This window comes from Marinibacterium sp. SX1 (assembly GCF_050389775.1).
GTDB lineage: Bacteria > Pseudomonadota > Alphaproteobacteria > Rhodobacterales > Rhodobacteraceae > Marinibacterium.
In genome coordinates this window covers 1153476-1166048 of record NZ_CP177144.1, presented here as the reverse complement: position 1 = coordinate 1166048, position 12573 = coordinate 1153476, and the positions used below count along the sequence as shown (strand labels likewise).

General features: G+C 66.7%; 11 protein-coding genes. 4 read left to right on the top strand and 7 right to left on the bottom strand.

Annotated features, from left to right (window positions below):
• Both ACK3BB_RS05350 and clpS read right to left on the bottom strand, forming a co-directional pair.
• Complete coding sequence (locus ACK3BB_RS05350) at positions 1–984, bottom strand: class I SAM-dependent methyltransferase (protein ID WP_428927693.1); 984 nt, start codon at positions 982–984, stop codon at positions 1–3.
• 114 nt (positions 985–1098) lie between these two features.
• On the bottom strand, positions 1099–1440 hold the full coding sequence (gene clpS, locus ACK3BB_RS05345) for an ATP-dependent Clp protease adapter ClpS (protein WP_428927692.1): 342 nt from the start codon (positions 1438–1440) through the stop codon (positions 1099–1101).
• Positions 1441–1524: 84 nt separating this feature from the next.
• On the opposite strand from clpS, the gene ACK3BB_RS05340 reads away from it, so the two are divergent.
• From ACK3BB_RS05340 to ACK3BB_RS05330, 3 genes are all read left to right on the top strand, one after another.
• Complete coding sequence (locus ACK3BB_RS05340; protein ID WP_428927691.1) at positions 1525–2226, top strand: HAD family hydrolase; 702 nt, start codon at positions 1525–1527, stop codon at positions 2224–2226.
• Positions 2227–2294: 68 nt separating this feature from the next.
• Positions 2295–3629 (top strand): TAXI family TRAP transporter solute-binding subunit, encoded by a 1335-nt coding sequence (locus ACK3BB_RS05335; protein WP_428927690.1) that lies wholly within the window; start codon positions 2295–2297, stop codon positions 3627–3629.
• 137 nt (positions 3630–3766) lie between these two features.
• Entirely contained in the window at positions 3767–5089 is a 1323-nt protein-coding gene (locus ACK3BB_RS05330; protein WP_428927689.1) for a D-alanyl-D-alanine carboxypeptidase family protein, read from the top strand.
• Positions 5090–5148: 59 nt separating this feature from the next.
• Here ACK3BB_RS05330 and ACK3BB_RS05325 read toward each other — a convergent pair whose 3' ends face one another.
• A complete protein-coding gene (locus ACK3BB_RS05325) occupies positions 5149–6027 on the bottom strand; it encodes a LysR family transcriptional regulator (protein ID WP_428927688.1) in 879 nt (292 codons plus the stop codon).
• Positions 6028–6125: 98 nt separating this feature from the next.
• Here ACK3BB_RS05325 and ACK3BB_RS05320 point away from each other — a divergent pair, with 98 nt between their 5' ends.
• Positions 6126–6278 carry a hypothetical protein gene (locus ACK3BB_RS05320; RefSeq protein ID WP_428927687.1) on the top strand — a complete coding sequence of 51 codons (153 nt, stop codon included), beginning with the start codon at positions 6126–6128 and terminating at the stop codon, positions 6276–6278.
• Between the two features lie 180 nt (positions 6279–6458).
• Here the strand turns inward: ACK3BB_RS05320 and ACK3BB_RS05315 are convergent, their stop codons facing one another.
• From ACK3BB_RS05315 to ACK3BB_RS05300, 4 genes are read right to left on the bottom strand one after another with little or no spacing between them, the layout of a single operon-like run.
• On the bottom strand, positions 6459–8039 hold the full coding sequence (locus tag ACK3BB_RS05315) for an ABC transporter ATP-binding protein (protein WP_428927686.1): 1581 nt from the start codon (positions 8037–8039) through the stop codon (positions 6459–6461).
• Positions 8036–9169, bottom strand: a complete 1134-nt coding sequence (locus ACK3BB_RS05310) for an ABC transporter permease (protein WP_428927685.1) — start codon at positions 9167–9169, stop codon at positions 8036–8038. The genes ACK3BB_RS05315 and ACK3BB_RS05310 overlap by 4 nt, the downstream gene beginning before the upstream one ends.
• A 4-nt stretch (positions 9170–9173) precedes the next feature.
• A complete protein-coding gene (locus tag ACK3BB_RS05305) occupies positions 9174–10262 on the bottom strand; it encodes a microcin C ABC transporter permease YejB (protein WP_428927684.1) in 1089 nt (362 codons plus the stop codon).
• Between the two features lie 9 nt (positions 10263–10271).
• Complete coding sequence (locus ACK3BB_RS05300; RefSeq protein WP_428927683.1) at positions 10272–12254, bottom strand: extracellular solute-binding protein; 1983 nt, start codon at positions 12252–12254, stop codon at positions 10272–10274.
• Between the last annotated feature and the right edge of the window lie 319 nt (positions 12255–12573).

Sequence of the window (12573 nt, the reverse complement as noted above, 5' to 3'; positions counted from 1 at the left end):
TCAGCGGCGACGGCGAGAGGGCCGTTCGGCCCGCAGGATCTTGAACCGGCCGTCGCCGCCGATTTCCTCGGCCTGTGCAAAGAATTCGGCCAGGGTCTGTTCATAAGGCAGGTGGCGGTTGGCCACCATCCACAGCCGGCCCGAGCCGGTCAGCATGCGCGCCGCGGCCTCGATGAAGGCCCGGCCCAGCCCCGGGTCGGCCGCCCGGCCGGCATGGAAGGGCGGGTTCATCACCACGGCATCCGCCGCGCCCTCGGGCCGCCACTCGCGGGCATCGGCCCAGTGGAACGCCACGCGCGGGTCGTCGATCACGGCCCGGGCACAGGACAGCGCCCGGTGGTCGGCTTCGACCAGGTCCAGCCGCTTCAGCCCTGCATCCCCCAGCAGCCCGGCCGACAGATAGCCCCAGCCCGCGCCCAGGTCGACGACATGGCCGCCCGGCCTCTCGGGCAGATGGCCGGCCAGCATGGCCGACGCCGGGTCGATCCCGTCGGCCGAGAACACCCCGGGCCGGGTGCGGAACCCGTCGACCTCGCGCGGTGCTTCGGCCCAGTCCTCGGCCACCGGGCCGGCATCGAACCAGGCGATCTTGCCATGGGCCTTGGACAGGTTGCCCTGCAGGTCGGCGCGCGGGCGCAGCGCCTTGAGCAGCGGCTCGACCCCGTCGGTCTTGGCCCCGTCGATCACCACCGGCCCGTCGGTCACCCGGCAGGCCAGCGCAACCAGCGCCCGGGCCAGGTCCTTGGCCCGGGGCACAAAGACCACCGCCGCGGCAAAACGTTCTTCGCCGTCCAGCTCGGGCACGGCCGCGATGCCGCGCCGGTCCAGCGCCACCCAGTCGGGGCGCAGGGGCTGGACGGCCAGCAGCCGGTCGGCCGGCAGGGCCGACAGATCGGCCGCCCCGGCGGGGTGCAACAGCAGGATGCGCCCGGCTTCGGGCAGCTCCAGGCCGCTGTCGAGGGCAAGGCTCAGGCGGGCGGACATGTCAGATCCCAGTCATCGGGGCAGCGCAACGACCCACCGGCGGGACGGCCGCGGCGGGGCGGAAACGGGCGAATGCGGGCGCGGGCGGGGGCGCATCACGGCGGGCGAAGACGCTCAGTCTTCCTTTTCCATCGTGCATTGCAGCGGATGCTGATGGCGGCGGGCGAAATCCATGACCTGGCCCACCTTGGTTTCGGCGATCTCGTGGCTGAACACGCCAACCACGGCCACGCCCTTCTTGTGGACGGTCAGCATGACCTCGAACGCCTGGGCATGGTTCATGCCGAAGAACCGTTCCAGAACGTGCACGACGAATTCCATCGGCGTGTAGTCATCGTTGAGCAGAAGCACCTTGTAGAGAGGCGGGCGCTTGGTCTTGGGACGCGTTTCGACAAGGATAGAGGCGTCGGACCCGTCATCTTTCTTGTCCGACATCATCAATGGCGCGTTCATCATGGGCAAGGTACCCGGATCCGGTTTCGCAGGGCTGGTGGACGTTATATAACCGATACGCCCGAATGGAAAACAGAAAGCTAACGGATGGGTAACAACGTCACGATCATCGGCTTCGATGCGGATGACACGCTGTGGCACAACGAGCGGTTCTTTCGCCTGACCCAGGACCGGTTCACCGCCCTGCTGGCCGACCATGCCGCGCCCGACGACCTGGCCCGGCGCCTGCTCGATGCCGAGCGGCGCAACCTTGGCCATTACGGCTATGGCATCAAGGGCTTTGTCCTGTCGATGATCGAAACCGCCATCGAGGTCACCGACGGCCGGGTGCCGGCCGGGGTCATCGCCGAGCTGATGGCCGCCGGGCGCGAGATGCTGGCCCATCCGATCGAATTGCTGCCCGATGCCCGTGCCGCCGTCGAGGCCGCGGCGCAGACCCACCGGGTCGTGCTGATCACCAAGGGCGACCTGCTGGACCAGGAACGCAAGCTGGCCCAATCGGGGCTGGGCGAGCTGTTCCACGGGGTGGAGATCGTGTCGGAAAAGACCCCGGCCGTCTACCGGCGCATCTTCGAGCGCCACGGCGACGGTGCGGACCGGGCGATGATGGTCGGCAATTCCATGCGCTCGGATGTCGTGCCCAGCATCGAGGCCGGGGGCTGGGGCGTGCATGTGCCCCACGACCTGGTCTGGGAGATCGAACGGGCCGCAACGCCCGCCCACTCGCCGCGGTTCCGCGAGATCGAGGGATTGGCGCAACTGCCGGAGCTGATTGCCGAGATCGGCTGACACCCGGGCTTGCCCGGGGACGGGGCGGCGGCTAGCGTTCAACGCGTGATTGCACAGCGGATCCGCCGATGACCCTGCCCACCCGTCTGCTCTGGAGCCTCCTGATCGCGGCATGCCTGGTCGGCGGCGTCACCTGGGCCATCCTCTTGCTGCGCCCACCGAACCAGCTGACCCTGGCGGCCGGGCCCGAAGACGGCGCCTATCACCGCATCGCCGTGCAATACCGCGCCATCCTGGCCCGCGACGACATTGCCCTGCGCATCCTGGAAACAGCCGGGTCTGCCGAAAATGCCCGGCTGCTGGCCGATGGCACGGCCGACGTGGCCATCCTGCAGGGGGGCATCGACGTGGCCGGCGAAACCGTCGAGGCCATCGGCACGATCTTCTATGAACCGCTGGTCCTGCTTTATGCCGCCAATGCCCTGATCAGCCCCAACCCCACCCATTGGGCCGGCCTGCGCATCAATTCCGGCGTCGAGGGCTCGGGCACGCGGGCGGCCTTTGACGCCTTTGAACAGGCCGTCGGGCTGCGCCCGGATGCCAACGAACACAGCGCGCTGGGATACAGCGACTCGATCGCCGCCCTGCTCGACGGCCAGCTCGACCTGGCCGTCTTTGTCGCGCCGATCGATGCGCCCTACCTGCGCGCGGCCTTCGAAAGTGGCGCGATCGGCGTGCTGCAGCTGGATTTCATCGAAGCCATCTCGCGCCGGATGGACAATGCCTCGCTGGTCCAGATCCCGCCCGGCACCGTCAGCCTCGACCCGCCGATCCCGTCCGGCCCGCGCCAGATGCTGGCGCTCGAGGCCCGGCTGGCCGTGCGCCACGACATGCATCCGGCGCTGATGAACCGGCTGACCATGGCCGCGCTCGAATTGCATGGCGGCCGCGACATCCTGCAGGACGAAGGCGATTTCCCCTCGGTCAGCGGCACCGTCCTGCCCGTCAACAACTCGGCCCGCCAGCTGATCGTCAACGGCCCGTCAACCTGGCACGACTGGCTGCCCTACTGGATGGCCGCCCAGCTGAACCGCGTGGTCATCCTGCTGCTGCCCCTGTTCTTCATCGTCCTGCCCCTGCTGCGCGCCCTGCCCGGACTTTATGCCTATGCCCAGAACTACCGGGTCTGGCAGAATTATCCCGTCATGCGCACCATCGAGGACGAGCTCGAATCAGGCTCGGATCCGGTCACGCTGGACGAAATGGCCGAACGCCTGACCGAGCTCGACGACCACCTGGCCCACCTCAGGCTGCCCGCGGCCTATCGCCAGACGGCGTTTCAGGCCCGAGTTCACATAGACCTGCTGCAAAGACGCATCATAACCGAGCGCCGCCGCCTGGCCGCCGAAGCCGAGGAAACGGCCTCTGTTGCGGCAGGGGCCGAGTCGACCGCTACATCTTGATTCGTGCTTGAAATACATCGTCCAAGCATTGCAACTCGCAGGTTTCTTTCAAAAATCCGCTGTGTTACCTTTCGGTCAATAAACCGATAACGGCGCTGCGATAAGCTGGCGCCACGAGGCAGACAGAGGCAAATATCGTGCAGGTTCGGCTATCTTCGCCGGCCCGTCTGAGGTTCGTGCTGCTGTTCGCGGTCGCGCTTTTCGCCGCGCTACCCGCATTTGCAGCCCCTTACGCGGCCATGGTCATCGACGCACGCACCGGCAAGGTGCTGCATTCCCGAAACGCGGACGCCCGACTACACCCGGCATCCCTTACCAAGATGATGACGCTCTACATCGCCTTCCAGGCGGTGGAAAACGGCGAGATCAGCCTGGACGACAAGGTCCGCATCTCGTCGCACGCGGCGTCCGAGCCGCCATCGAAACTGGGCCTGCGATCCGGCCAGACGATCGCCTTCCGTTACCTGATCCGCGCCGCGGCCGTGAAATCGGCCAATGATGCGGCCACCGCCATCGGCGAGGCGATCTCGGGCAGCGAAGCGGCCTTTGCCAAGCGCATGACGGCCACGGCCAAGCAGCTGGGCATGACCCGGACGACCTTCAAGAACGCCCATGGCCTGACCACCGACGGCCACCTGTCGACCGCCCGCGACATGACCACGCTGGGCCGTCACCTGCTCTACGATTACCCCGAGTATTACAACCTGTTCTCGCGCCGCTCGACCAATGCCGGCATCCGCGAGGTGCCCAATACCAACCGGCGCCTGCTGGATGCCTACAAGGGCGCCGACGGGATCAAGACGGGGTATACCCGGGCCGCCGGCTTCAACCTGGTTGCCTCGGCCGAACGGGGCAACGAGCGCATCATCGCCACCGTCTTCGGCGGCACCTCGACCGCCGCGCGCAACGCCCGGGTGGCCGAGCTGCTCGACATGGGCTTCAGCCGCGCACCGTCGCGGGCGCCGGTCAACCGGCCGTCGAAACCGGCCTATGCCGGCAATGCCATCGCCGGTGGCGGCGAGGTCCGCGTCAGCGGCCTGGTCTCGCGCAGCCTGCGCCCGACCGCGCGGCCCCTGCCGGCCGTGGCCAACGTGGCCAACGACGCCCTGCAGGACCAGATCGATTCGCTGGTGGCCGAAACCGCCGCCGGCGGCACCTCGGCCAAGGCCCGCGTCGCCCCCACCCCGGACCAGGAAATCGTCACCCGGCTGTCGACCAAGGGCGATGCCCATTGGGGCATCAACGTCGGCCGCTACACCAGCCGCTACCAGGCGGAAAAGGTGCTGCTGACCACCGCCCTGTCGGAAATGGCCACGCTGGACGGCGTCGAACGCCAGGTGCTCAAAAGCGCCCGCGGCTACGACGCCACCTTCCAGGGCATGACCCGCGACATGGCCGACATGGCCTGCCGCCGCCTGCAGGCCCGCAACGTGACCTGCTTCATGATGGGCCCCGGCTGATCACCGTCGCGGCGGGGGGCCTTCCCCCGCCCGCGCTCTCCGGTCTCTCGGGCCGGCTGCTATTCCATCCGCGCCGCTTCCGACCTGATCCAGCGCACGAAGGCCCGCAGCACCTGCCGCTGCACCCCCGGGCGGGTCACCATGTAGTACCCCTTGTGGGTGTCCTCCTCGAACAACAGCCTCAGCCGGCCGGCCTGCACGTCCTCGGCCACCGCGATCGCCGCCGTGATCGCCACCCCCTGCCCCTGCCGCGCGGCCTCCAGCACCAGGTTCCCCGGCAGCGAGGTCACGCCCCTCTCGAACATCCCGTCCTCGCCATAGCCCTGCATCCAGACCGACGCCTCGTTGGTGCCCAGTTCCTGCAGCCAGGGAAAGGCCCGCAGGTCGCGCGGGCTGGTCACCTCCCGCGCGCCGACCAGGCCGGGCGCGGCCACGATGGCAATCGGCGACGACACGATCAGCTCGGCCTCCAGCCCCGGCCAGTCGCCATCGCCATGGCGCAGGGCCACGTCGAACCCTCCGGGTTCCAGCCCCCGCAGCGACACCGACGGATCGACCATCAGGCTGATCTCGGGATGGGCATGGCGAAACCGCGGCAGGCGCGGCACCAACCAGACCGCCGCAAAGGTCGGTGATACGGTGATCTGCAACGGCCGGTCATCCTCGCGCCGGGTGATCGCCGCCACCCCCCGCCCGATGGTCTCCAGCCCCTCCGACAGCGCCATGGCCAGCTCGGCCCCGTCCGCCGTCAGAGCCAGCTGGCGCCCCGACCGGTCCAGCAGCGCCACGCCCAGGTGATCCTCAAGCCGCCGCAATTGCTGGGAAATCGCCGCATGGCTGACATTCAGCAACGCCCCGGCCTCTTCCACCGACCGGGTCTCGGCATAGGCAGCAAAGGCGCGCAGCGCCGAGAACGGAGGCAGGTCCCGCCAGTTCACATGTAACTCCTGCTTAACTATCCCGAAAATTCCTGAGTCGCAGGATGGCCGCCCACCCCTTAATTCACAAGGCATCAGACGCTGAAAAGGACAGCCCCATGTTGACCATACTTGCACGAAGCCTGCACACCGCCGCCCGGTTCGAGCCCCCGCGCGACGCCGAACGCCCGCTGCCCGAGCCCAAGGGCTGGAACGCGCCGCAGCACTGGCTGAAACCCACGACCCCGGCCAAGGACACCCATGGCGCGTGACCACGGCCCGGATTCCCACGACCAACCGGCCGGGGCGCGCACCCGCCGCGCCCCGCCTTCCCCACCGGACCGACACCCGGCATGGGCCCCGTCCCCTGTCTTCTTCTTGGTAAAAGTACCACTGCCCGGCGCCGCCACACGGCCCGCCGTCCGGCAGACCGCGCAGCGCCGCAACCGGCCCTAGCCCGCCGCGGCCAGCAATTCCCGCGTATAGGGATGCTCGGGCCGGTCGAACACGGCCTCGGCCGAACCGCTTTCCACCACGTCGCCCTGTTTCATCACCAGGATGCGATGGCTCATCGCCCGCACGACCTTCAGGTCATGGCTGATGAACAGGTAGGCCAACCCGTATTTCCGCTGCAATCCCCGCAACAGCTCGACGATCTGCACCTGCACGGTCATGTCCAGCGCCGAGGTCGGCTCGTCCAGGACCAAGAGCTTCGGCCGCAGCACCATGGCCCGCGCGATGGCGATCCGCTGCCTCTGGCCCCCGGAAAACTCGTGCGGGTAGCGGTCCATCGCCGCCGGGTCCAGCCCGGTCTCGACCATCGCCTCGGCCACCAGCTCGCGCTGCGAGCGGTGCGGGTCGACCTTGTGGATCGTCAGCCCCTCGGCAATGATCTCGGCACAGGTCATCCGCGGGCTGAGCGATCCGAACGGATCCTGGAAGACGATCTGCATGTCCTTGCGCAGACGCCGCAGTTCCCGCGTCGACGCCTCGCGCAGATCCCGCCCCATGAAGACCACCGGCCCTTCGGACGCGATCAGCCGCATGATTGCCAGCGCCAGCGTGGTCTTGCCCGACCCGCTTTCGCCCACGATGCCCAGCGTCTCGCCCGCGCGGACATCGACGCTGGCATCGTTCACCGCCTTCACATGGCCCACCGTCTTGCGCAGGAAGCCGCGCTGGATCGGGAACCAGACCTTCAGATGCTCGGTCCTTGCGATCTGCGGCGCATCCCCGGCCACCGGATCGGGCGCGCCCGACGGCTCGGCCGCCAGCAGCTTGCGCGTGTAGTCGTGCCGGGGGTTGGCAAAGATCTCGGCCGCCGGACCGGTCTCGACGATCTCGCCGTCCTTCATCACGCAGACCGTGTCGGCAAAGCGCCGCACGATGCCCAGGTCATGGGTGATGAACAACAGGCCCATGCCTTCCGAGCGCTTCAGCTCGGCCAGCAATTCGAGAATCTGCGCCTGGATCGTCACGTCCAGCGCCGTTGTCGGCTCGTCGGCGATCAGGATGTCGGGTTCGTTGGCCAGGGCCATGGCGATCATCACCCGCTGCCTCTGCCCGCCCGACAGCTGGTGCGGATAGGCATCCAGACGGGTCTCGGGATCGCGGATGCCCACCTTGGTCAACAGCTCGACGATCCGCGCATCGGCCGCCTTGCCCGTCAGCTTCTGGTGCAGCGCCAGCACCTCGCCCAGCTGCTTGCGCAGCGTGTGCAGCGGGTTGAGCGAGGTCATCGGCTCCTGGAAGATGAAGCTGATGTCGTTGCCCCGCACCTTGTGCAGCACCTCGGTCCCGGCCCCGATCAGCTCGGTGCCATCGAACCGCGCCGACCCGCCGACCACGGCGTTTTCGCCCAGCAGCGACACGGTCGACAGGGCCGACACCGACTTGCCCGACCCGCTTTCACCGACCAGCGCCACGGTCTCGCCCCGGTTGACGGCAAAGGACACGCCCTTGACCGCCTGCATCACCCGGCCATCCTGGCGGAAGGCCACGGTCAGGTCCGTCACCTCGAGAAGTGCGCTCATGAAAAGGTCTTTCGCGGGTCGAAGGCATCACGCACGCCTTCAAAGATGAAGACGAGCAGCGACAGCATGATGGCAAAGGTGAAGAAGGCCGTGAAGGCCAGCCAGGGCGCCTGCAGGTTCTGCTTGGCCTGCAGGGTCAGCTCGCCCAGCGACGGGGCCGAGGACGGCAGGCCGAAGCCCAGGAAATCCAGCGAGGCCAGCGACCCGATGGTGCCGGTGATGATGAAGGGCAGCATGGTGACCGTGGCGACCATGGCATTGGGCAGCATGTGGCGGAACATGATCGTGCGGTTGCTCACGCCCAGGGCCCGCGCCGCGCGGACATATTCGAAATTCCGCGCCCGCAGGAACTCGGCCCGCACGACGCCCACGAGCGACGTCCAGGAAAACGCCACCAGCAGGAAGACCAGCAGCCAGAAACTTCGGCCCAGGATCGCGAACATGATGATGATGATGTAAAGCGACGGCGTCGCCGACCAGATCTCGATCACGCGCTGAAAGATCAGGTCCAGCCAGCCTCCGAAAAAGCCCTGCACCGCCCCCGCCGCAACGCCGATGAGCGAGGCAAAGCCGGTGACGATGATCGTGAACAGGATCGACAGGCGGAAGCCATAGATCACCCGGGCCAGCACGTCGCGCTTGGTGTCATCGGTGCCCAGCAGGTTGTTGCCCCCGGGCGGCAACGGCGCCGCGCCCGGCCGTTCGACCGAGGTGTCGTAGGAATAGGGAATCGGCGGCCACAGGGTCCAGCCCTTCTCGATCTCCTCGCCGTCGACCATGCCCGTCCGGGCCTCTTCGATGATGCCCTCGGGATCGTCGAAACAGCTGTCCAGCCCGCCCGACACGATCAGGCATTCGACCTCGGGATCCCGATAAATGGCCTCGGTGCGGAAATCGCCGCCAAAGGCGGTTTCGGGGTAAAAGCGGAAGATCGGGGTGTAGAGCTCGCCGCGGTAGCTGACCAGGATCGGCTTGTCGTTGGCAATGAACTCGGCAAAGAGCGACAGGCCGAAGAGCACCGAGAACAGGATCAGCGACCAGAAGGCCCGCCGGTTGCGCTTGAAATTCCGCCAGCGCCGCTGGTTCAGCGGCGACAGGAACTGGCGGCGCGCGGGTTTGATGTCGTCCATGGTCTTACCCCTGCCGGCTTTCGAAATCGATCCGAGGATCGACCAGCACGTACATCAGGTCCGAGATGATGCCCACCACCAGGCCCATCAGGCCGAAGATGAAGAGCGTGCCGAAGATCACCGGGTAATCGCGGGCCACCGCGGCCTCGAACCCCAGCCGGCCCAGGCCGTCGAGCGAAAAGATCGTTTCGATGATCACCGAGGACCCGAAGAAGATGCCAATGAAGGCTGCCGGGAAACCGGCAATGACGATCAGCATCGCGTTGCGGAAGACATGGCCATAGAGCACCTGCCGTTCCGACAGGCCCTTGGCCCGGGCGGTGATGACATATTGCTTCTTGATCTCGTCGAGGAAGCTGTTCTTGGTCAGCAGGGTCAGCGTGGCAAAGGCCGAGATCGTCGAGGCGATGACCGGCAGCGTGATGTGCCAGAAATAATCGCCGATCTTGCCCAGCAGGCTCAGCTGGTCCCAATTGTCGGATGTCAGCCCCCGTAGCGGGAAGATCTGCCAGTATGAGCCGCCGGCAAACAGCACCAGCAGCAGCACCGCGAACAGGAACCCCGGGATCGCGTAGGCCACGATGATGATGCCACTGGTCCAGGTGTCGAATTTCGACCCGTCCTTGACCGCCTTGCCGATGCCCAGCGGGATCGACACCAGGTAGGCGATCAGCGTCGACCACAGGCCCAGCGATATGGACACCGGCAGCTTTTCGACGACCAGTTCGGTCACGCCGATCGACCGGAAATAGCTTTCGCCAAAGTCGAAGCGCACGTAATTGCCGAGCATGATCAGGAACCGCTGAACCGGCGGCTTGTCGAACCCGTATTCGCGTTCGAGCTCCTGGATGAATTCTTCCGGCAGCCCCCGGGCCCCGACATAGCGGTCCTCGAAGGCGTTCTCGCCGGCCATCTCGGTATCACCCTGGCCACCGGCAAAGCTGCCGAACACGTCTCCCTGCCCCTGCGCGCGGGCGATGGCCTGTTCGACCGGCCCGCCGGGGACAAACTGCACCAGCGTGAAGTTGATGATCATGATGCCGAGCAGGGTCGGGATGATCAGCAACAGCCGCCGAAGGATATAGGCGCCCATGGTCGCGGATTACCTCAGCGCGCCCGAGGCTTTCAGCTCGGCCGCCTTTTCCGCGTTGAACCACCAGAAATCCAGGTACCCCAGGTCGAGCGGGGGCAGCGGATCGGGATGTTCGTATTCGTCGTAATAGGCCACCCAGTAGCTTGGGTTGTACCACAGCGGCACCATGAAGAACTCGTGGCGCAGCGCCCGGTCGAGCGCGCGCAGGGCGGTTTCCTCGTCGGCCTTGTTGTCGGCAAAGAGCGCCGCGTCGATGATCGCGTCGACCATCGGGCTGGCCAGCCCGGCCGGGTTGAAGACCGAGAACGCCGCTTCGTCCGAGCCGAACCGCTGCATCAGCCCGGTGCCCGCGCCCAGGAAGGACGCATAGCTGTCATAGACCATGTCATAGTCGAACTCGCGCTCGCGCAGGGTGTATTGCGAGGGGTCGACCTTTTCCAGCTGGGCATCGACGCCCATGGCCACCAGGTTCTTGATGTAATTCTCGATCACCGCGCCCAGCGTGCCTTCGGCCGCCGTGTTGAACAGGAAGGTGATTTTCAGCGGCTCGCCGGCCGCATTGTAGCGCTTGCCGTCCGACCCGACGGGCCAGCCGGCCTCGTCCAGCAGGGCCATGGCCCGGCGCAGGTTGCGCCGGTCGTTCAGCCGCTCGCCGTTCGAGCTGTGCGGCATGCGGGCCTCTTCGGTCAGCATCTCGGGCGGCACGATCTCGCCCAGGCTTTCCAGCAGCGCCAGCTCGTCGCCCTCGGGCACGCCGGTGGCCATCAGCGGGGTATCCTGCGAGAACGACGCCCGTTGCCGGAACAGGCCGTATTGCAGCGATTCATTGGTCCATTCGAAATTGTAGCCAAGTGCCAGCGCCTCGCGCAGGCGCTTGTCCTGCATGATCTCGCGGCGCAGGTTGAACACGAAGCCCGCCGGCGTCGGCGGCGTGCCGTCGGGCAGGTCGGCCTTGATCACCTGGCCGTTCTGCACCTTGGGGAAATCATAATTGCTGGCCCATTTCTTGGAATCGCCCTCGCTGCGAAAGGTCACCTCGCCGGCCTTGAAAGCCTCGAAGGCGGGGGCATCGTCGGCGAAATATTCCACGCGGATCGTATCGAAATTGTGCCGGCCCTGGTTCACCGGCAGATCCCAGCCCCAGTAATCGGGGTTGCGCTTGTAGGTGATGCGGTTGTTCACGTCGACCTTGTCGATCATGTAGGGCCCCGACCCCGGCGAGGTTTCCAACCGGCTTTCGTCCAGCCGCGCGCCGGTCTCATCGAACCATGCCTTTGACCAGACCGGCACACCGCCGACCTGGTCGATCAACGACCGGCGCGAGATGCCGTCGGCAAAGTAGAACTTGACCGTATGCGCATCGAGCGCCTCGGCCTTGGGGATGCGTTTCTTGACCGCCGCGGCATAGGACGGAAGCCCCTGTTCCAGCAGCAGGTTGTGGGAAAACACCACGTCGTCTGCCGTCACCGGCGTGCCATCGGAAAACGTGGCCTCGGGGCGCATGTGGAAGATGACCCAGCTCTTGTCGGCCGGGTATTCGACGCTTTCGGCCAGCAGGCCATAGGCTTCGCCATAGGCATCGGCCGGTCCGTCGGCCAGCAGGCTTTCGTACATGATCCAGCTCAGCGTGCCGGCCCGGCCCTTGATCGAATAGGGGTTCATCGAATCGAAGGTGCCCAGCCGGGCAAAGGAGATCTCGCCGCCCTTGGGGGCATCGGGATTGACGTAGTCGTAATGGGCGAAATCGGGCGGATATTTCAGGTCGCCGTAGAAGGAATAGCCGTGGCTGACGATCAGGTCGTCTTCGGCCGGTGCGTCGGCGGCCGGGGCCGCGTCGGCTGTCGCGCCCGCATCCTGGGCCCGGGCGGCCATCGCCCCACCGACCAGGAGCAGCCCGCCCAGCAGGGTCAGGCGCAGGGCACGGGGCAGGTCCGAGACCAGCGATGCGGCAACGGATGCGGGGGTGCCAGGACCGGCAGGGCGTCGTGACATGATGCTCATCCTCTATCGGGCTTTCTCGGGTGGGAACCGGAACTATTGTCGATTTGACAATAGGCTAAAAGGCCCGGGCGCCAACATTCAAGTGAGTTTATGTGAGCGCGGCTCTCTACCGCAGGTTGAATGCAGGCTGTCAACCGCGCCTTTGCCCCGGATCGGGCCACAAGCCCGTGAACGGCCCGTGCAGGCATCGCCCCGCAAACCGCCCCGCCCCGCGCCATGCAGCAGAACCGCGCCACGCCGTCCCCCTGCACCACGCAGTTCAATCACACCAACCGGCGGGACGGCGCGAAACGGCCGGTCGGCGTCCTGC